This window comes from Roseovarius sp. 217, assembly GCF_000152845.1.
Lineage (GTDB): Bacteria > Pseudomonadota > Alphaproteobacteria > Rhodobacterales > Rhodobacteraceae > Roseovarius.
In genome coordinates, this window is the sequence record NZ_CH902584.1 from 187,663 (window position 1) to 206,866 (window position 19,204).

At 60.4% G+C, this 19,204-nt stretch carries 20 protein-coding genes; 13 read left to right on the forward strand and 7 right to left on the reverse strand.

Going from position 1 to position 19,204, the window contains the following annotated elements; all coding sequences use genetic code 11:
- Positions 1–11 precede the first annotated feature (11 nt).
- The 11 genes from ROS217_RS00990 (at position 12) to metG (ending at position 11,271) form a co-directional block, all read left to right on the forward strand.
- Entirely contained in the window at positions 12–1,451 is a 1,440-nt protein-coding gene (locus tag ROS217_RS00990; protein WP_040650273.1) for a CpaF family protein, read from the forward strand.
- Positions 1,452–1,456: 5 nt separating this feature from the next.
- Complete coding sequence (locus tag ROS217_RS00995; RefSeq protein WP_009815768.1) at positions 1,457–2,425, forward strand: type II secretion system F family protein; 969 nt, start codon at positions 1,457–1,459, stop codon at positions 2,423–2,425.
- 10 nt (positions 2,426–2,435) lie between these two features.
- Positions 2,436–3,413, forward strand: coding sequence for a type II secretion system F family protein (locus ROS217_RS01000; RefSeq protein WP_009815769.1), 978 nt, complete (start codon positions 2,436–2,438; stop codon positions 3,411–3,413).
- 10 nt (positions 3,414–3,423) lie between these two features.
- Positions 3,424–3,975, forward strand: a complete 552-nt coding sequence (locus ROS217_RS01005) for a tetratricopeptide repeat protein (protein ID WP_040650274.1) — start codon at positions 3,424–3,426, stop codon at positions 3,973–3,975.
- A 30-nt stretch (positions 3,976–4,005) separates the two neighbouring features.
- Positions 4,006–4,863, forward strand: coding sequence for a tetratricopeptide repeat protein (locus ROS217_RS01010; protein ID WP_040650275.1), 858 nt, complete (start codon positions 4,006–4,008; stop codon positions 4,861–4,863).
- Positions 4,864–4,872: 9 nt separating this feature from the next.
- On the forward strand, positions 4,873–5,373 hold the full coding sequence (locus ROS217_RS01015) for a prepilin peptidase (protein WP_009815772.1): 501 nt from the start codon (positions 4,873–4,875) through the stop codon (positions 5,371–5,373).
- Positions 5,374–5,466: 93 nt separating this feature from the next.
- Complete coding sequence (locus tag ROS217_RS01020) at positions 5,467–6,777, forward strand: ATPase (RefSeq protein ID WP_009815773.1); 1,311 nt, start codon at positions 5,467–5,469, stop codon at positions 6,775–6,777.
- A 126-nt stretch (positions 6,778–6,903) separates the two neighbouring features.
- A complete protein-coding gene (locus ROS217_RS01025; protein WP_009815774.1) occupies positions 6,904–7,506 on the forward strand; it encodes an ImuA family protein in 603 nt (200 codons plus the stop codon).
- A gap of 34 nt (positions 7,507–7,540) precedes the next feature.
- A complete protein-coding gene (locus ROS217_RS01030; protein ID WP_009815775.1) occupies positions 7,541–8,098 on the forward strand; it encodes a YceI family protein in 558 nt (185 codons plus the stop codon).
- A gap of 169 nt (positions 8,099–8,267) precedes the next feature.
- Entirely contained in the window at positions 8,268–9,503 is a 1,236-nt protein-coding gene (locus tag ROS217_RS01035; protein ID WP_009815776.1) for an MFS transporter, read from the forward strand.
- A gap of 55 nt (positions 9,504–9,558) precedes the next feature.
- Positions 9,559–11,271, forward strand: coding sequence for a methionine--tRNA ligase (gene metG / locus ROS217_RS01040; RefSeq protein WP_009815777.1), 1,713 nt, complete (start codon positions 9,559–9,561; stop codon positions 11,269–11,271).
- A gap of 64 nt (positions 11,272–11,335) precedes the next feature.
- Here the strand turns inward: metG and ROS217_RS01045 are convergent, their stop codons facing one another.
- Together ROS217_RS01045 and ROS217_RS01050 are read right to left on the reverse strand one after the other, a co-directional pair.
- Entirely contained in the window at positions 11,336–11,572 is a 237-nt protein-coding gene (locus ROS217_RS01045) for a YdcH family protein (protein WP_009815778.1), read from the reverse strand.
- 110 nt (positions 11,573–11,682) lie between these two features.
- Positions 11,683–12,474 (reverse strand): pseudouridine synthase, encoded by a 792-nt coding sequence (locus tag ROS217_RS01050; protein WP_040650276.1) that lies wholly within the window; start codon positions 12,472–12,474, stop codon positions 11,683–11,685.
- A 62-nt stretch (positions 12,475–12,536) separates the two neighbouring features.
- Here ROS217_RS01050 and ROS217_RS01055 point away from each other — a divergent pair, with 62 nt between their 5' ends.
- Positions 12,537–12,998, forward strand: coding sequence for a nucleoside deaminase (locus tag ROS217_RS01055; RefSeq protein WP_040650277.1), 462 nt, complete (start codon positions 12,537–12,539; stop codon positions 12,996–12,998).
- On the opposite strand, the gene ROS217_RS01060 is transcribed toward ROS217_RS01055, so the two are convergent.
- The 4 genes from ROS217_RS01060 to ROS217_RS01075 all read right to left on the reverse strand — a co-directional run bounded on the left by ROS217_RS01060 (position 12,990) and on the right by ROS217_RS01075 (position 17,050).
- On the reverse strand, positions 12,990–13,955 hold the full coding sequence (locus ROS217_RS01060; protein ID WP_009815781.1) for a LysR family transcriptional regulator: 966 nt from the start codon (positions 13,953–13,955) through the stop codon (positions 12,990–12,992). The two genes, ROS217_RS01055 and ROS217_RS01060, sit on opposite strands and share 9 nt — an antisense overlap.
- Positions 13,956–13,961: 6 nt before the next feature.
- The gene (phaR, locus tag ROS217_RS01065; protein WP_009815782.1) at positions 13,962–14,519 is read right to left on the reverse strand and encodes a polyhydroxyalkanoate synthesis repressor PhaR; all 558 of its coding nucleotides are present in this window, start codon (positions 14,517–14,519) and stop codon (positions 13,962–13,964) included.
- Between the two features lie 138 nt (positions 14,520–14,657).
- Positions 14,658–15,107, reverse strand: coding sequence for a hypothetical protein (locus ROS217_RS01070; protein WP_009815783.1), 450 nt, complete (start codon positions 15,105–15,107; stop codon positions 14,658–14,660).
- A 140-nt stretch (positions 15,108–15,247) separates the two neighbouring features.
- A complete protein-coding gene (locus tag ROS217_RS01075; RefSeq protein WP_009815784.1) occupies positions 15,248–17,050 on the reverse strand; it encodes a PHA/PHB synthase family protein in 1,803 nt (600 codons plus the stop codon).
- Between the two features lie 108 nt (positions 17,051–17,158).
- Here ROS217_RS01075 and phaZ point away from each other — a divergent pair, with 108 nt between their 5' ends.
- On the forward strand, positions 17,159–18,433 hold the full coding sequence (gene phaZ, locus ROS217_RS01080) for a polyhydroxyalkanoate depolymerase (protein ID WP_009815785.1): 1,275 nt from the start codon (positions 17,159–17,161) through the stop codon (positions 18,431–18,433).
- A 41-nt stretch (positions 18,434–18,474) separates the two neighbouring features.
- Here phaZ and ROS217_RS01085 read toward each other — a convergent pair whose 3' ends face one another.
- The gene (locus tag ROS217_RS01085) at positions 18,475–19,203 is read right to left on the reverse strand and encodes an alpha/beta fold hydrolase (RefSeq protein WP_040650847.1); all 729 of its coding nucleotides are present in this window, start codon (positions 19,201–19,203) and stop codon (positions 18,475–18,477) included.
- Position 19,204 lies beyond the last annotated feature (1 nt).

Sequence of the window (19,204 nt, forward strand, 5' to 3'; positions counted from 1 at the left end):
GGTAGAAACAGATGTTTTCCCGTTACAAGAAATCCGATCCCGGCCGGGCGCCCTCTGCTGCGGTGCCCACATCCGCCCCAAAAACCGCATCAATCGAAGCGGTCCCGCTACAGTCTTTTCGCAGACCCACCCAAGTCGCGGCCGCAAAGCCTGTCGGCATGGACAAGGAGCGCAAGCGCAAAGAGCGGATCAGCGAAATCAAGATCGAACTGCACCGCGCGATGCTCGATCACCTCAACCTCGCGGCGCTCGATACAGCGACGGAATCCGATCTGCGCGCTGAAATCAGCTCGATTGCGGGCGAAATCCTTGAGGAAAAGGGCATCGTTCTCAACCGCGAAGACCGCACGCAGCTCACGCAAGAGCTTTATGACGAGGTCAAGGGCCTCGGACCGCTCGAAACCCTTCTCAAGGATGACACGGTCAACGATATTCTCGTCAATGGCCCACACCAGATCTTTATTGAACGCGCGGGCAAACTGGAACTCAGCGACGTCACCTTCAAAGATGAAAAGCATCTCCTGCGCATCATCGACAAGATCGTGTCGGCGGTGGGACGCCGCGTGGACGAATCCAACCCCTATGTTGACGCCCGTCTGGCCGACGGATCGCGTTTCAACGCGATGGTGCCCCCGGTCGCGGTGGATGGCAGCCTCGTATCAATCCGTAAATTCAAGAAAGACAAGCTCGGGATCGACGATCTGGTGCGCTTTGGCGCCTTTTCCGAGGAAATGGCCGCCTATCTTCAGGCCGCCGTCGCCACGCGCCTCAACGTGATCGTTTCCGGGGGAACAGGCTCCGGTAAGACGACCACGCTCAACGCGCTCTCATCCTTTATCGACAACGCCGAGCGGATTCTCACGATCGAGGACACCGCAGAATTGCAGCTGCAACAGGTCCATGTGGGCCGGATGGAAAGCCGCCCGCCCAACATCGAAGGCAAGGGCGAGGTTTCCCCCCGTGACTGCCTCAAGAACGCGCTCCGCATGCGCCCCGACCGTATCATCGTCGGGGAAACGCGCGGCGAAGAGGTGATCGACATGTTGCAGGCCATGAACACAGGCCATGACGGGTCCATGACCACGATCCACGCGAACAACCCGCGCGACGGCATCAGCCGAATGGAAAACATGGTCGCCATGGCGGGCATCGAAATGCCGCTCAAGGCGGTGCGCAGCCAGATCGCAAGCGCCGTCAACCTCATCGTGCAGGCCAGCCGCCTTCAGGATGGCTCACGCCGGATGACCTCGATCACCGAAATTACCGGGATGGAGGGCGACGTGATCTCGATGCAGGAAATCTTCCGCTTTCAGCGGGTGGGCCTCAGCCCCGAGAACAAAATCATCGGCCATTTCACTGCAACCGGCGTCCGCTCGCATTTCTCCGAGCGCTTTCGACTTTGGGGCTATGACCTGCCCACACATATCTACGAACCCATCGCAGCGGAGTAACGCAGATGTCCATTAGTGCCGAACCGATCATCTATGCGTTGATCTTCGTGGGCGTCCTCGTCCTTGTCGAAGGCATCTACCTTACAGTCTTCGGCCGCTCGATCAGCCTCAACAACCGGGTCAATCGACGGCTCGAGATGCTCGACAAATCGGGCAATCGCGAAGAGGTGATGGAAAAACTGCGCAAGGAGATGCAGCAGCATCTCAAGGCGCGCAGACTGCCGCTCTATGCGATCCTGTCGGACAAGGCGCAAAAGGCGGCGATTGCCTTTACGCCCAAGCAATTGATCCTGTTGATGGTTGCCCTCAGCGTTCTGGCCTTTATCGGCCTATCGGTCGGGACCGAAACCGCCGCCCCGGTGCGCGCCATCGCGTCCGTCGGCATTGGCGTGGGCGGTATCTTTACCTGGATCAGCATGAAGGCCAGCAAGCGTATGGCGCTGCTCGAAGAACAACTGCCCGATGCCATCGAACTCATGGTGCGATCCCTGCGGGTCGGGCATCCGTTCTCATCCGCCATCGGCATTGTCGCAACCGAAGTCGGCGATCCGCTTGCCACCGAATTCGGCATCATCGCGGATGAGGCAGCCTATGGCCGTGACATGGGCGAGGCGCTCAAGGAAATGGCCGAACGGCTCGATATGCAGGATCTGCGCTTTCTTGCCGTGGCGGTCACTATTCAGCAGCAATCAGGCGGCAATCTGGCTGAAATCCTTGCCGGTCTGGCCAAGGTGATCCGCGCCCGCTTTCGTCTGTTCCGCCGGGTCAAGGCCATCACAGCCGAGGCGAAATGGTCCGGCAAGTTTCTCTCCGGCTTTCCCATCATGGCCCTCATCGGCATCCAAGTGATCAAGCCCGACTATTACAACGAGGCTATGGAACATGCTTTCTTCATTCCCGCCGTGCTGGTCGTCGGTGTCTTTCTGGTGATGAACCTGATCGTCATGCGCGCCCTCGTGAACATCAAGGTCTGAGGAACACATCATGGAATTTCTCGCAACCCTCAATGACATTCTCACGGGCGCCCTCGGGCCGTTCGGGCCTCTGATCGCGGTCGGCGGGCTGGGGGTGATGCTTGTGCTCGTCACCATTCCGATGATGCTCCGGCAGAAACAAGACCCGCTGGACAAGCTCAAACAAGCGAGAACTCAAGAGGCGCTCGGGGTTAAAACCAATTTGCGGGCCGGCAAGCAGAACAAGAAACTTGACCGCTACGCCACCTTTCTAGAGCCGCAGAACGAAAAGCAACTGAGTGAGATGCGCCTCAAGCTGATGCAGGCTGGGTATCGGCATCGCGACGCAGTGCGATACTTTCACTTTGCGCAATTCGCACTCGGCATCGGCTTGCTGATTCTGGGCGTGATCTATTACGTCCTGTTCAAATCGGGCACCGAAACCAGCACACAAGAAACGCTGATGTACATCCTCGGGCCGGCCGGTATCGGCTATATGATGCCCAAATATTGGATCACCAAACGCCAGCAGAAGCGGCAGGAAGAGATCCAGGATGGTTTCCCCGACAGTCTCGACATGATGCTCGTCTGCATCGAGGCCGGTCAATCCATGGATCAGTCCATCATTCGTGTCGCCAGTGAAATGCGCGCGTCTTACCCGGCGTTGGCAGAGGAATTCGAGATCGTTTCCCTTCAGATCAAGGCGGGGCGGGACAAACCGTCGGTTCTCAACGAAATGGCCGAGCGCTGCGGTGTGCAGGATATCACCAGCTTTGTGACCGTCATGGTCCAATCGCAGACCTTCGGAACCTCGATTGGCGAGGCGCTGCGCGTCTATGCCGCCGAGATGCGTGACAAACGCGTCATGCGCGCCGAGGAAAAGGCCAACAAGCTGCCGACCAAGATGACATTGGCTACAATGATGCTTACAGTGCCGCCATTGCTGATCATTCTGGTCGGGCCGTCGGTTCTGGGCATCATGAAACTGTTCGCCATGGCCGCTAATTAAATGGGGCGAGATGGTAGGGCGAGCGGCGATACTTTTGGCGGGCACACTCGCTCTGGCAGGGTGCGTGACACCGGCAGCCCCCGAGGGGCCATACGCCCCCGGAGTGGCCCCCGGCGGTGAAGCCGTTGACGGCCTTCTCGTCGGTCATCGCCTGATGGATGCAGGCGAATACGAACTGGCCCACAAGGCCTATACCCGCGCCGCGGTCTCAGATGGCATGACAGCGGATGTGCTGGCCGGTCTGGGCAGCGCCAATCTTGCACTCGGTCGCCTTGGCACTGCCGAACGCCTGTTGCGCGAGGCCATAGAAATGCCCGATGCCACCCCGGAAACCTGGAACAATCTGGGCGTCGTGCTGGTCGAACAAGGGCAATACCCTGAAGCAGAACAGATCCTGCGTCGTGCCTATGCGCTCGACAATGGCGAAAGTGACGCAATCCGCGACAATTTGCGCTTAGCACTCGCAAAAACAGAAAATTCTGATTATGGTGTGGAGCAAGAGCAAGATTATAAATTGGTACGGCGGGGCAGTGGCGACTATCTGATCCGCAAGATACCGTGACGAGGCTGAGGCAGTAAAAGGACGCAAAAAATGCGCCACCCTATTCTTGTTTCCCTGTGCGTGGCAGGCGCGTTTGCCCTGTCCGCCTGCGATAAATCCACTGGCAATGACGTGGACCGCGCGTTTCAGGACATCAACGTCGTGGACGAAACCAATCTCAACGATGTGATGCTGACCGCCAGCGACCCAAACGAGGCGGTGGCCTATTTCCAACGCGCCGTCGGAGAGAAACCGGACCGCATCGACCTTCTCAGAGGTTTGGGAAAGTCGCTCGTGCGTGCCAAACGCAACACCGAGGCGGTGGCCACCTGGACCAAGGTCAGCGACCACAAAGAAGCCACCGATGAAGACCGTGTCGATCTTGCCGATGCCCTGATCCGCAATAACGAGTGGGAACGCGCAGACACCATGCTGGACGCGATCCCCCCAACCCACGAGACCTTCAAACGCTATCGGCTTGAGGCGATGATCGCTGACAGCAATCAGGATTGGAAAAAATCCGACAGCTTTTACGAGACCGCCGTCGGTCTGACAACGCAACCCGCCAGCGTGATGAACAACTGGGGCTATTCAAAACTGACCCGTGGCGACTTTGCCGGGGCAGAGCGTCTCTTTACCGATGCGGTGCGTCAGGACCCGGCCCTCTTCACCGCCAAGAACAACCTTGTTCTCGCACGCGGTGCGCAGCGCAACTATTCCCTGCCGGTCCTGCCGGTTAGCCAGTCAGAGCGCGCGCAGCTTCTCTATACCCTTGGCCTGTCGGCGATCAAACAGGGGGATACCGCGATTGGCGAAGGTCTCCTGCGCGATGCCATCGAAACCCACCCGCAGCATTTCGAGGATGCCGTGCGCTCCCTACGCGCCCTTGAAACGAATGTGGCAAGCTAAGGCTGCTCGATGACGCTCGAGATTACCGCGCAGGCTGCGCTTTGGTTCCTGCCCTTCGTGCTGCCGGTGTGCGTCTGGGTGGCGTGGAGCGATCTGAGCCGGATGAAAATCCCCAACACCGCCGTGCTAACACTGGTGGGCATCTTTCTCGTCGTCGGCCTGATTGCCTTGCCCATTTCGGACTATCCGTGGCGGCTTGCGCATCTGGCGGTCATGCTCGTGGCGGGCATTGCGATGAATGCGGCCGGGCTGATGGGTGCTGGGGACGCCAAGTTCATCGCCGCCGCCGCGCCCTTTGTGGCGCTTGGCGATGCGGCCACGCTCTGCCTGATCTTTGCAGCAACGCTGCTCGGGGCCTTTGTCACGCACCGTGTCATAAAATACAGCCCCTTGCGCCGTCTGGCGCCCGATTGGCAGAGTTGGAACACCGGCAAGAAATTCCCGATGGGCTTTGCCTTGGGCGGGACGCTCGCGATCTATCTGGGCCTTGGCGCAGCCTTCGGCAGTTGACCGCCTCAGAGCTGCCCGACCCTTTCCTTAATTTCTACACCTTTGCATGTCACGGTTGCGTAATAGCAGTCCGACCCAGCACAGGCAGACCTCATGAACATGCAAGCCAGCACCGGCGTCCAGCCGCCCCCGCCCCCGTCCCGGCTGGAAGAGATGCGATTGCCCGTCGTGATGATGCGCGACGTCCTGCTCAAAACCATGTTCCGCAAGAACCTCGATCTTGCCACCGATATCGCCGAGGCGATCTGCCTGCCACGCGCGGTGACACAGGAACTGATCGACATGGCCCGCGGGCAAAGGCTGATCGAGGCCACCGGCACGCTCAACGCCAATTCGGGCGGCGAGATGGGCTATCAGCTCACGGACGCGGGCAAATCACGCGCCCTCGATGCGCTCAGCCAGTCGGAGTATTTCGGCGCGATGCCAGTGCCGCTTGCCGTCTACCGCGAACAGGTCAAGCGTCAGTCGATCCGCAACATCCAGATCACCCGCGAACAGTTGACCAATGCAATGGGGCATCTGGTCCTGCCCAACGCCCTGCTGGATCACCTCGGCCCTGCGGTCAGCGCCGGTCGCTCGATCCTCATGTATGGCCCGCCCGGCAACGGCAAATCCTCGATCTCGAACGGTATCCGCGACGCCATGGGCGACAAGATCTACGTGCCCCGCGCCATCGAATATGCGGGGCAGGTCATCACCGTCTATGACCCCATCGTGCATTCATCCGCCGAGGTCGAAGTGGACGATCCCGGCAGCCTGCGCCGCAAACGCACCTTTGACACGCGCTATGTCCGCTGCGAGCGCCCGACCGTGATCACCGGCGGCGAACTCAGCCTGTCGATGCTCGATCTCGTCTATAACCCGACCGCCCGCACCTATCAGGCGCCGCTGCAACTCAAATCCACCGGCGGCATCTTTATCGTCGACGACCTTGGCCGTCAGGCGGAATCGCCGCAGTCCCTCGTCAACCGTTGGATCGTTCCGCTCGAAGAGGCCAAAGACATTCTCGCCCTGCAATCAGGCGAGAAATTCGAGGTGCCGTTCGACACGCTGGTGATTTTCTCGACCAACTTTCACCCGAACTCGATCTTCGACAAGGCCGCGCTGCGCCGGATCTTTTACAAGATCAAGATCGACGGCCCCTGCCAATCCGACTTCCTCAAGATCTTCGCCATGGTCGCCCGCAAAAAGGGCATGCCGCTGGATGAGGCTGCGCTGATCTATCTGATCAAGGAAAAATACCCCACGATCGACAATGTCTACGCCAATTATCAGCCGGTCTTCCTGATCGACCAGATGATCTCGATCTGCAATTTCGAAAGCATCCCCTACCAGATGACCCCGGAACTGATCGAACGCGCCTGGGCCAATATGTTCGTGCGCGAGGAAGAGATTTTGCACTGAGGCGGCTTTGCCTGCAAGCAACGTTGACGCCAAGCACAATACCGCGCGGGAAACAAACGCTGGGCGATATCATAGCTATCCGCACCCCCAATTGAGAACATTTAGCGAACACGCTATACTCCCCCCATGACGATTCCACTTCTCACCCGCAGCTCGCACCGCCCCGCCCTCCGCCTTCTGGGCGCGCTCGACCTGCCCTTTGCCCGCCTGCATGAATGCGCCGGCCCCGCCCGCCACAGCTTTGCGATGCTCCTCATCGGCGCCCTGCGCGGCCCCGTGCTCTGGATCGCCCCGGAATGGGCCTCAGATCACCTCAACCCCGACGGCATCTGCCCTCTTACCGGGGCTGAAAACGGCCCGGAAACCCTGATCTTCGTCACCCCCGACCGGCGCGAGGATCTCTTGTGGTGCATGGAAGAGGCGCTGCGCAGCGGCACCGCCCCCCTCATCATCGCCGACCTGCCAGAGCCACCTGCCCTCACCCCGGTGCGCCGCCTGCATCTCGCCGCCGAAGAGGGGGCGGCGCGCGGTCCTCACCGCCCTCTGGGCCTGATTCTGACGCCGGGCGAGGGCGGCGCACCCGGCGTGGAAACCCGCTGGCACATGGCCCCGGCCCATACGCCCGAGGCCAGCTGTTGGCACCTCACCCGCCGCCGCGCCCGTACAGCGCCCCCCGCCGCATGGCACCTCACCGGCCAGCCCGGCGCATGGGCGCTCAAGCAAACGTGACATCCGTTTGGCCGCGCCGCGCGTATTCTACCCTATGATCCGCCATCTCGCCCTCGCTCTCTGCCTGATGACCACGCAGGCCACCGCCGCACCAGAGGCCTACCGCCTCGACACGGCCCGCTCCACCGTGGGCTTCACCTATGATGCCGCCATCGGCAATAATCTTGGCACAATGCCGATCACATCGGCGGATATGCGGATTGATCTGGGCAATCTCGGCGCGAGCCGGGTCGACGTCACCCTCGACGCCACCGGCACTCGCGCGGGCTTTGTCTTCGCCACAGAGGCGATGAAAGGGTCCGAGTTGCTCGACGCCGCACGCCATCCCACCATCACCTTCCGTTCGACCGCGATCACCGGCACGCTGCAAGAGGCCCGGATCACCGGTCTCCTGACCGTGCGCGGCGTGACACACCCCGTCACCCTCACCGCCGGCCTCTACCGCCAACCCGGCACCGACCCCAAGGACCTCTCTCACCTCACAATCCTCCTCACCGGCACCCTCAACCGTCACAGCTTCGGCGCAAGCGGCTATGCCAACCTCGTCGGCCCAGAGATCGGGCTGAGGATCGTGGCAAGGGTGGTGAGGTAGTGAGCAAATCCACCCGTTTCCCACCACCAGAACACTAACCCAACACCGCCCCCAAAAATCCCATATTTCCCACACCTTAACCCCGCATCGCACACCCTTGCCCGAAACCGACGTTTGATGTCGAAAACATCTGGTCCCCCTCCTCTCGTCCTGCCATGGTAGCCCCACCATGCGCCTGATGATTTCCTTTGCCGCCCTCTTCCTCTCGGTCGTTCTCCTGCAACTCTCGACAGGCGGCGTGGGCCCGCTTGATGCGCTCTCAGGTCTGGCGTTGGATTTCACCACGGCCCAGATCGGACTCCTCGGCTCGGCGCATTTCGTGGGCTTCTTCATTGGCTGCTGGTTCGCCCCCCGCCTTATGGGCACAATCGGGCACAGCCGCGCCTTTGCGGCCTTTACCGCCGCAGGCGCCATCGGCCTCTTGGCGCATATGCTGGTGATCGACCCCTACGCTTGGGCGCTGATGCGCGTGGCCTCTGGCCTTTGCGTCGCGGGCTGCTACACGGTGATCGAGGCGTGGCTTCAGGCCAAGGTCACGAATGAGACGCGCGGCCGCGCCATGGGTATCTACCGCGTTGTCGATATGGGCGCATCTTTGGCCGCGCAATTGCTGATTTCCGTATTGGCACCCGCCTCTTACGTCTCTTACAACCTGCTGGCGCTCCTTTGCTGCGCAGCTCTGCTACCGCTTACCCTGTCGCGCCTGCGCGAGCCTGAAACACCCGACGCCCCCCGCCTGCGTCCCATGCTGCTCATCGCCTGCTCGCCTCTGGCGGCAGCGGGCGTGCTGGTCGCGGCCCTCTCCAGCGCCTCGTTCCGCATGGTCGGGCCACTCTACGGCCAACAGGTGGGCCTGGCCGTGGATCAGATCGCCGGGTTTCTGGCGGTCTTCGTTCTGGGGGGGGCCGTGGCGCAATACCCGGTCGGCTGGCTCGCGGATCGCTTTGACCGCCGTTGGGTTCTGATCGGACTCTCGGTCGCCGCCATCCTCTCCTCAGTTGCAACCGCCATGACCGAAAATCTTGACACATTCGGCATCCTGATGACCGCCTTCTTCTTTGGCATGACCACCTTTCCCATCTACTCGGTCAGCGCCGCCCACGCCCATGACTTCGCCGAGGCCCATGAACGGGTCGAGCTATCCGCCGCCCTCATGTTCTTCTTCGCCGTGGGCGCCATCGCCGCCCCGCTCATGGCCTCAACCCTGATCGAAGTTTACGGCCCACCCGCCATGTTCGTGATGATCGCCGCCGGCCACGCCCTCCTCGTCGTTTTTGGTCTTTACCGCATGCGCGCGCGCCCGGTTGCAGAACGTCGCACCGCCTATGTCTGGTCGCCACGCACCTCCTTCCTGATTGGCCGCCTGACCGGACGCAGTCGCGACAAAGACAAGAACGAGCGCTAGAACTGCCCGCAAAACCACGCTAAACGAGGCCAAACCGTCAAGGAACAGGCGCGATATGGCACGGCATCTCATCACTTCGGCGATCCCCTATATCAACGGGATCAAGCACCTCGGCAATCTCGTGGGCTCGCAGCTTCCTGCCGATCTCTTTGCCCGTTACTGCCGCGCCCGTGGCCACGAGGTGCTCTTCCTCTGCGCCACGGACGAGCATGGCACCCCCGCCGAACTGGCCGCCGCCAAGGCGGGTCAGCCTGTGGCCGAGTATTGCGCCGAAATGCACACCGTTCAGGCCGAAATCGCGCGCGGCTTTCGCCTCAGCTTTGATCACTTCGGGCGCTCTTCCTCGTCCCAGAACCACCGCCTGACCCAGCATTTCGCCAAGCGCCTGCACGATCAGGGTCTGATCCGCGAAGTCTCGGAAACCCAAATGTATTCCCCCACCGACGGACGCTACCTGCCCGACCGCTATATCGAGGGCACCTGCCCGAATTGCGGCTACGACTCGGCGCGTGGCGACCAATGTGACAACTGCACCAAGCAGCTTGACCCGGTCGATCTGATCAACCCCCGCTCGGTGATCTCCGGCGCGACCGATCTCGAGATGCGCGTGACCAAGCATCTCTATCTCTGCCAGTCGCAGATGAAGGATGAGCTTGAGAAATGGATCGACTCCAAGACCGGCTGGCCGGTTCTGACCACCTCCATCGCCAAGAAATGGCTCAATGACGGCGACGGCTTGCAGGATCGTGGGATCACCCGCGATCTCGACTGGGGCATCCCGGTCAAGCGCGGCGACGAGGATTGGCCGGGCATGGAGGGCAAGGTGTTCTACGTCTGGTTCGACGCCCCTATCGAATACATCGCCTGCGCGCAGGAATGGGTCGATGCGGGCAAGGGCACGGATTGGGAACGCTGGTGGCGCACCGACAAGGGGGCAGAGGATGTCCGCTACACCCAGTTCATGGGCAAGGACAACGTGCCCTTCCACACGCTCAGCTTTCCCGCTACGATCTTGGGCTCGCGCGAGCCATGGAAGCTGGTGGATTACATCAAATCTTTCAACTACCTCAATTACGACGGCGGTCAGTTCAGCACCTCGCGCGGGCGCGGCGTCTTCATGGATCAGGCGCTTGAAATCCTGCCCGCCGATTACTGGCGCTGGTGGCTCCTGAGCCACGCCCCCGAAAGCTCGGACAGCGAGTTCACATGGGAAAATTTTCAGGCTTCGGTGAACAAGGACCTGGCCGACGTTCTGGGCAATTTCGTGTCCCGCGTGACCAAATTCTGCCGCTCGAAATTCGGCGAAACGGTGCCGTCGGGGGCCACATACGGCGCTCAGGAAACGGCGCTGATCGCACGCCTGACAAGCCGCATCCGCGACTATGAAGGCCATATGGAGGCGATGGAGGTGCGCAAATCTGCGGCCGCCCTGCGCGCGATCTGGGTCGAGGGCAACGAATACCTGCAAGAGGTCGCGCCCTGGTCCACCTTCAAGCAAGACCCCGAGCGCGCCGCCATGCAGACGCGCCTCGCACTCAACCTCATCCGCCTTTATGCCGTGCTGAGCAGCCCCTTCATCCCCGACGCCGCCGCCGCGATGCTGGCAGCGATGCAAACCAACGATGACAACTGGCCAGATGAAGCGTCCGCAGCGCTCGAAATCCTTGCGCCCGGCCACGCATTCAGTGTCCCCGAGGTGCTCTTTTCCAAGATCACCGACGAGGCCCGCGAAGACTGGCAAACGCGGTTTTCGGGGATACGGGGCTGAGCTAAAAAGTAAACCGCGCAGGACGGTCCAACCGTCTTGCGCGCCACTTTCCCTGCAATTGGCCTTAGGCCGTCAGCAGCCGATATAGCTCATCTTTCAGCGTCGCGCGCTGCTTGCGCATCTCGACCTCGGTCAGTTCCTCGACCGGCTCGACCAGCGTTTCGGCCCGATGCACCGCGCGGTTCAGCGCGTGATATTCATCGGCCAGTTTGGCAAAATGCGTATCAGTCCGCTTCAGTTCGCTGATCTTGTCGGCCAGTTGCGGGAACTCTTCCGACAGTTCATGGGGGGTATGGGACATCGCAGATCTCTCCTTCTTGATTGCTCGCTCCCGACCCTAAGGAGCGGGGGCCGCAGCCTCCTTGATCCGGATCAACCAACACGACTTTCGCAGTCACCTTGGAAAAATACTCACCGCCGACGTCGCTGTGGTTTGGGGCGAGCGGGCTTGGGCTGTTCGGCCTCGGGTTCTTCCTTCATGCCCAACTGATCACGCAACACGCGGGGACGGATCTCTTCCACGGCACCGGGCTTCAACTGGCCCAATTGGAACGGCCCATAGGACAGCCTGATGAGCCGGTTTACCACCAGCCCCACCGCCTCCATCGCGCGGCGGATTTCGCGGTTCTTGCCCTCGCGAATAGAGACCGTGATCCAGGCATTTGCGCCTTGCTGGCGGTCAAGCGTGACCATCATTGGCTGAAATGCCTCACCATCCACGACCAATCCCTTGCGCAACGGCTCAAAGGTGCCGTCCGTAGGGCGCCCATTCACTCGCACTCGATAACGGCGCAGCCAGCCGGTCGAGGGCAGTTCCAATTTGCGCTTCAACTCACCATCATTGGTCAGCAACAACAGCCCTTCGGAATTGAGGTCGAGCCGTCCGACACTCATGACCCGCGGCATATCCTCGGGCAGATCGTCATAGATCGTGCTGCGCCCCTGCTCATCGCGCGTCGTCGTCACAAGACCGGTAGGTTTGTGGTAGAGCCACAGGCGCGCAGGTTCGGGCGCATCGAGGGCACGACCATCGACCACGACCTTATCCGCAGGCGTGACATTGAGTGCCGCGCGCAACACCTTTTGACCGTTGACGGTGACGCGCCCCGCTTCGATCAGGCGTTCAGCCTCACGACGGCTTGCAATACCGGCGCGGGCAATGACCTTGGCGATCCGCTCGCCCTCTGGAGTTTTCGTGTTCATGCGCCGCGCATAGCGCAATTGCGGGGCTTGCGAAAGCGTCTTGCGATCTGCAAAAGCAGGTCATGACATTTCGCAGCCACATGGAGACCGCCTTGGACGAGGCCCGCGCGGCCGCACTGCGCGGCGAGGTGCCCGTGGGTGCGGTCATCGTCGCCCCCTCAGGTGTCCTTGTGGCGCGCGCGGGCAACCGGACCCGCGAACTCAGCGATCCCACCGCCCATGCCGAAATCCTCGCAATCCGGGCCGCCTGCGCCGCGCTTGGCTCCGAACGGCTCACCGGCCATGATCTCTATGTCACGCTGGAGCCCTGCGCAATGTGCGCCAGCGCCATCGCATCGGCGCGCATTGCCCGGCTCTACTACGGGGCCGCCGATCCAAAATCGGGCGGTGTGGCCATGGGCGCGCGGGTTTTCAGCCATCCGCAATGCCACCATGTGCCAGAGATCTATGACGGCATCGCCGCGACCGAGTCCGAGACCCTGCTCAAGACCTTCTTTCGTGACCGCCGCACGTCTTCAGAATAGGGATATACCTTCGGCCAGAAACGGGTGCCGGGCGACGATGGGCGTCACGATCGTATCTCGCAGAATGGGCTTCAGCTTTTCCGCCAGCGTCGCGGGCATGTCCTGCAATATCCCCTTGCGGGCGGTCACGCTGATCGTACGCGTGAGCGGCGCCATCGGCAATTCGAACACGTCGATCTGATCCGCAAAGCGCCGCGCCCGCATCAAAGCCAGCGGCGTCAGGATCGACCACCCCGCCCCCTGCCCCACAAGGGCGAGGATGGAATGATAGCTGTCCAACTCAAATCGGTGCGGAATGCTCAGGTTCTGCCGCGCGAGATGCGAAGAGATAAGCCGCCCCATGTAATGCCGCTGCGTATACTGGATCAGGGGCAGGCGCTTCAATTGCCGCAGGACGTCCCGCTCGGGCCGGATCACGCCACGCGGCGCCACCACGGCAAAGCCTTCGCGCAACACGGGATGCACTTCGACCCAATCCGCCTCGCCGCCCAGTTCCGCCGCCACGATCACATCAAGCGCCCGTGCGTCCAACTGGTCATACAAATGATGGCTTGCCCCGGTTTCCAGCAGGAACTGACAGCCTTTCAATTCCCCCGCCATATGGGTCAAGAGCTGTGGCGTCACATCCGCCTCCAGATCCTCGATCATGCCCAGCCGAAACCGCGTCAGGGTCGAGAGATGTGACATTGCCAATTCAGCGCGCGCCTGCGCCGCTTCATTCAGAATCGCCAAGGCGCGGCGATGCATGATCTCACCGGCCGGGGTCAGGCGGATGGGCCGCGCGTTGCGCTGCAACAGCGTGGCCCCTACCGCCCCTTCGAGATTGGTCAATTGCTGACTGACCGCAGACGGGCTCGCCCCCAGTCGCCGTGCTGCGGCCGAGATCGAGCGTTCATCAGCAGCGGCAATGAACACTTCGATGCCCCAGAGGGTTATCCGCCCCGGGCTCTCGACCATGCCAACTTACTTACCCATTTTGGACAGCTTGTCCTGCAATTCTGCCAGTTGTTTCTTGATTTCTTCGAGACCCTCGTCACTCGCCTCCGAAGGCTTGCCACCCTGAGGACCTGTGCTGCCCATCCCTTTCAGCCCTCCGGTCATCGCCTTCATAAAGGCCTCCTGCTGAGCGCGCATTGCCTCCATGCCGGGCATCGCGGCCAGCGGATTGGCCTTGGTCATGTTTTCAAGCATCTTGGATTGCCCGTCGCGCAACATATCGAAACTGGCTGCCAGAAACTCTGGCACAATGCTGGTCGCCTGGGTGGTGTAGCTGCGCACCAAGTCATTGAGCACATTGATCGGCAGCACGCTCTCGCCCCGGCTCTCATGCTCCGCAACGATCTGGAGCAGATATTGCCGCGTCAGGTCATCCCCGGATTTCAGGTCGATGATCTGGACTTCACGCCCGTCGCGGATGAATTCGGCGATATCCTCGAGCGTTACGTAATCGGATGTCTCGGTATTATAGAGCCGCCGGCTGGCATAGCGTTTGATCAACAGCGGTTTTTTGGAGTCGGCCAAGGGGTATCCTCCCGGATAATGCAGCGCTGCAGCAGAGCTTAGACGCAAGTGCAGCAAAAAGAAAGGGCGAGCCGCATGGCTCGCCCTTCGCAGTCCATACCCCTCAAGGGAGGGGATCAGGGTATGGGTCTGCTAACCTTACTTGGCCGCTGCGGTCGCCTTTTGGGTCGCTGCGGTCACGTCGTCTGCGGCTTTCTTGACAACCTTGGTGGCGTCTTCCTGCATGGTTTTGCCAGCAGCCAGCATCAGTTCGACGGTTTCCATCTGAACTTTCTTGGCCACTTCGGCGAAGGCTGCCATGTTCTCGGCGGCAACTTCAGCATTGGCCGATGCGAAATCGGTCATTGCTTTGGCATAGTCAGCAGGTTCGGCCTTGGCTTTGGACATTTCGCTCAGCTTGGCGAGCGTGTCTTTGGTCCATTTGTTCGAGATCTCAGCCGATTTTTCAGCTGCGGTCAGAGCCACACCCGAGAGCTTCTCGCTCAGGGTTGCTTGGTTCTTGAATGCATCTTCCATCGCTTTGGTGTCGACGGGGAAGGTGCCCATGACGTCTTTGAACATCGCGGTGAAATCTTGTGCTTTTGCCATTGGTTCGGTCCTCTTAGCTTTGGCGGGGTGTTCCGCCGTTTCTGCAACTGCAACAACATATACATGCTGCGCTGCAGCATTTCAAGTTTTTTCTGCACTGCAGCATTTTTTAGACAGGCGTGGCTAGAAGCCATTAAATATCAGAGGGTTGCCTTCTTGCGCACATAGGTGCCAGGGGCCGGGGCCAGTGCAGGATGCTCCGAATCGCCCGGTTCCCGCGCCGCGACCATCTTGCCGGATCGCTTGGCCAGCCACGTTTCCCACCGCGGCCACCACGATCCCTGACTATACTGCGCGCCCGCCATCCAGGCCTCGGCATCACCGCTCAGATCGTCATTGGTGTAATGCCCATACTTCTTCTTGGTCGGAGGATTGACGATCCCGGCGATATGCCCGGATTCCGAAACGATAAAGGTCCGATCCTTGGATCCCGTCTGCTGAAAGCCGCGATAGCAGTCTTTCCAAGCCGCGATATGGTCAGTCTCGCAGGTCACGGACATCAGCGGTATCTTGACGTCCCGGATATGCAGCCGCTCACCACACAGATCAAACCCATCGGTCACGAACTTGTTGCCCTGACAAAGCCCGCGCAGATATTCCACCGTCATCCGCCCCGGCAGGTTCGCGCCATCCCCGTTCCAATAGAGCAGGTCAAACGCCGGCGGCGCTTCGCCCATCATGTAGCTGCGCACGGCAGGTTGATAGATCAGATCGCGCGAGCGCAGGAACGACATGGTGCGCCCCATGATAAAGGACCGCAATACCCCCTGCTGCGTCACCTCCTCTTCGATTCCGTCGATGAAATCGTCCTGAAGAAACGGCGTGAATTCCCCCTGCTCCGAGAAATCCGTGAGCGCGGTAAAGAAGGTGGCGGATTTGACCGACTTGTCTCCCCGCTTGGCCATCAGCGCCAGCGTCATGTGCAGCGTCGTGCCTGCGATACAATAGCCAACGGTATTGACCTGATCCTGTCCGGTGATCGCCTTGACTTCGCGAATCGCGGTCAGAAAACCCTCTTCGATGTAATCCTCCATGCCCACATTGGCATGGCTGGTATCGGCATTGACCCAGCTGACCACAAAGAGCGTATAGCCCTGATCCACGACCCATTTGATCAGGCTGTTATCGGGCTTGAGATCCATAATGTAGAATTTGTTGATCCACGGCGGAAAGATCACGAGCGGGATCGCATGCACCTGCTCGGTTGTGGGGCTGTATTGAATGAGCTCCATCATCCGGTTGCGGTACACCACCTCACCCGGCGTGGTGGCGATATTGCCCCCCAGTTCGAATGCCTTGTCATCCGCCAGCCGCACCACCAACTCGCCGTGATTGGCCTCGAGATCGGCAATCAGGTTCTCCAATCCTTTGACGAGACTCTCTCCCTCGGTTGCCACCGCCCGCTCGAGCGCATCAGGATTGGTGCCCAGAAAATTCGTGGGCGACATCATGTCGATGATCTGATGCGCGAAATAATCCAGACGCCGCTTGTCTTTGGGCGGCAAATCCTCGACATCGCCCACCGCATTCTCAATAGCCTGCGCGTTCAGCGCGTATTGCTGCTTGATATATTTGAAATAAGGATGGGTGTTCCACAGAGGGTTGGCAAAGCGCTTGTCCCCCGCCAGCGGATCGGGCGCATCCTCTTCCGCCGCAGGCTCTCCGCGCAACATGACCTGCTGTGCTTCCATGAAATGACGCACAGACTTGCCCCAATACTCCAACTGCTGCTCATAGATCTTGCCGGGATTTTCAATCGCCTCGGCCCAATAGGACTGCGCCGCCTTGGCAAAAAGCTCTTGATTGGGTCCATTCAGAGTCGGGTTCGCAGGATTACGCGCCGCAAGTGCTTGGATCAGCCGTTGCGACAGATGTTCGACTTTGGCAAGGTTCTCATTCAGTTTTTCAAGGTTTTCGCCTGCGACATCGTCTTGCGTTGCCATTTTAAGTATTTCCCCTTAACATTTTCTGCTACGCAGCATAGCGTCGCGCGAACCGGAGGGGACCGAGCGACGAATAAACCGGGCCTTGCGCCCGAACAGGAGACGAAAATGCGCTACATGGCCACATACGACCTGATGGAATCCCTCCGAAATACCAATCAATGGCTGGGTGCCTCCGCCCTCTCCCTCGCATCCTATCCGCTTTTCAGTTTGGTGCCAAATCCTGCTTTGCAATGGATGGCCGCTTGGGGCGAAGTGACGGAACGCAGCTTCAAGCGCATGGTGTCCAAGCCCGATTGGGGCATCCGCACGTTCACACATGAGGACGGGCGCGACCATCTCGTGAACATCGAGACCATCGTGTCCCGCCCCTTTGGTGATCTCATTCACTTCAACATCTCTGGCCGCGAAGAGCAGAAGCGCAAGGTTCTTCTTGTTGCCCCGATGTCGGGACATTACGCGACGCTGCTGCGCTCGACCGTCAAGTCTCTGCTCGTCAATTGTGAGGTTTATATCACCGATTGGCATAACGCGCGGGATATTCCAGTGTCAGAGGGCAAATTCGATATCGAGGATTACACCCTCTATCTTGTCGATTTCATGAAGGCGCTCGGCCCGGATATCAACGTGATCGCCGTCTGTCAGCCTGCGCCTTTGACATTGGCCGCGACCGCTTATCTGGCCGAACTTGACCCCGATGCACAGCCGCGCACGCTGACGCTCATCGGCGGACCGATCAACCCCGATGCAACCCCAACTGACGTGACCGACTTTGGCCGCCGCGTCACGATGGGCCAGCTTGAAGAGACGATGATCCAACGCGTCGGCTTCAAATACAAAGGTGTTGGCCGTCAGGTCTATCCCGGCCTTCTGCAACTCGCGTCCTTCATGTCGATGAACGGCGAGCGTCATTCGTCCGCCTTTTCCGACCAGATCCTGCGTGTCTCACGCGGTGAGGCAAGCGACAATGACGCCCATAACCGATTCTATGATGAATATCTGGCCGTCATGGATATGACCGCCGAATTCTACCTCTCGACCGTGGAACGCATCTTCAAGGGTCTGGAAATTGCACAGAACCGCTTTGTCGTGAACGGACACAAGGTGGATCTCGGCAAGATTACGCGCGTTGCGGTCAAGACGGTTGAAGGCGGCAAGGATGACATCTCGGCCCCCGGCCAATGCGTCGCGGCTCTCGATCTTTGCACCGGCCTGCCCGACAGCCTCAAGGCCAGCTATCTGGAGCCCGAAGCTGGTCATTACGGCATCTTCGCCGGTCGCTCTTGGCGCAACAACATCCGCCCGCTGGTGCTTGACTTTATCGACGCAAACGCGCGCAAGGAGCCCAATCCGGCGAACAAGAACGCACGCGCTATCGGTTGATCAAAGCGGCGGCGGGACACCCCCACCGTCGTGCCGCCCCATCACGCATCCACTCGCCGTTGCAGAACCAGAGGTTGCCGCAACCAGCCGCGCAAGGCCGCTGTGGTCGTGTCAGGCTGCTCCAGCACCGGCAAATGCCCGGCCCCCTCGACCACAACCAGATTGGCGTAGGGGATAAGATCGGCCATGAACCTGTGCCGCTTAACTGGGGTCAACCCGTCCTCAGCCCCGCAGAGCACCAGAACCGGAACCTGACAGCGCCTGAGCACCGCCTGATAATCGCGCCGCCTTTGCAGGGCACGGGTCTGCCGGATGATGATCTCCGGGCCCAGGGCCTCGGCCATGCGCACGACCTCAGCCATCACTTCGGCGCGCCGTGGCCCCGATGCAAGATACTCGGACCGCAAGAGCATCTGTGCCGCCTCTGCGATTGCCCCGGTTTTGAGCTTGATGATGAACGGCTCATAGGCCGTGGCCGATTGCGGCGTCTCGGCGAGGGAATTGGTATCCATGAGCGCCAGGCGTGTCACCCTGTCCGGTGCGCGGCGCAGGATTTCCATCGCCACAATCCCCCCCAACGACAGGCCCGCCAAGGCAAAGCGTCGCGGCAGCACATCGAGCAGGTCCGAGGCGATCTCCTCTATCCGGTCTCCACCGGTGATCGGAGCGACGGTCACAGCCATATCGGGGCTCAACGCGGTCAATTGCGGCGCGAAAAGCCGCGCGTCGCACATCATCCCGGGCAAGAACACCACCGGTTCACTGCTCATC

Coding starts and splice junctions, on each gene's coding strand:
- ROS217_RS00990 (WP_040650273.1), top strand. CDS start 12: ATGTTTTCCCGTTACAAGAAATCCGATCCCGGCCGGGCGCCCTCTGCT.
- ROS217_RS00995 (WP_009815768.1), top strand. CDS start 1,457: ATGTCCATTAGTGCCGAACCGATCATCTATGCGTTGATCTTCGTGGGC.
- ROS217_RS01000 (WP_009815769.1), top strand. CDS start 2,436: ATGGAATTTCTCGCAACCCTCAATGACATTCTCACGGGCGCCCTCGGG.
- ROS217_RS01005 (WP_040650274.1), top strand. CDS start 3,424: ATGGTAGGGCGAGCGGCGATACTTTTGGCGGGCACACTCGCTCTGGCA.
- ROS217_RS01010 (WP_040650275.1), top strand. CDS start 4,006: ATGCGCCACCCTATTCTTGTTTCCCTGTGCGTGGCAGGCGCGTTTGCC.
- ROS217_RS01015 (WP_009815772.1), top strand. CDS start 4,873: ATGACGCTCGAGATTACCGCGCAGGCTGCGCTTTGGTTCCTGCCCTTC.
- ROS217_RS01020 (WP_009815773.1), top strand. CDS start 5,467: ATGAACATGCAAGCCAGCACCGGCGTCCAGCCGCCCCCGCCCCCGTCC.
- ROS217_RS01025 (WP_009815774.1), top strand. CDS start 6,904: ATGACGATTCCACTTCTCACCCGCAGCTCGCACCGCCCCGCCCTCCGC.
- ROS217_RS01030 (WP_009815775.1), top strand. CDS start 7,541: ATGATCCGCCATCTCGCCCTCGCTCTCTGCCTGATGACCACGCAGGCC.
- ROS217_RS01035 (WP_009815776.1), top strand. CDS start 8,268: ATGCGCCTGATGATTTCCTTTGCCGCCCTCTTCCTCTCGGTCGTTCTC.
- metG (WP_009815777.1), top strand. CDS start 9,559: ATGGCACGGCATCTCATCACTTCGGCGATCCCCTATATCAACGGGATC.
- ROS217_RS01045 (WP_009815778.1), bottom strand. CDS start 11,572: ATGTCCCATACCCCCCATGAACTGTCGGAAGAGTTCCCGCAACTGGCC.
- ROS217_RS01050 (WP_040650276.1), bottom strand. CDS start 12,474: ATGAACACGAAAACTCCAGAGGGCGAGCGGATCGCCAAGGTCATTGCC.
- ROS217_RS01055 (WP_040650277.1), top strand. CDS start 12,537: ATGACATTTCGCAGCCACATGGAGACCGCCTTGGACGAGGCCCGCGCG.
- ROS217_RS01060 (WP_009815781.1), bottom strand. CDS start 13,955: ATGGTCGAGAGCCCGGGGCGGATAACCCTCTGGGGCATCGAAGTGTTC.
- ROS217_RS01070 (WP_009815783.1), bottom strand. CDS start 15,107: ATGGCAAAAGCACAAGATTTCACCGCGATGTTCAAAGACGTCATGGGC.
- ROS217_RS01075 (WP_009815784.1), bottom strand. CDS start 17,050: ATGGCAACGCAAGACGATGTCGCAGGCGAAAACCTTGAAAAACTGAAT.
- phaZ (WP_009815785.1), top strand. CDS start 17,159: ATGCGCTACATGGCCACATACGACCTGATGGAATCCCTCCGAAATACC.
- ROS217_RS01085 (WP_040650847.1), bottom strand. CDS start 19,203: ATGAGCAGTGAACCGGTGGTGTTCTTGCCCGGGATGATGTGCGACGCG.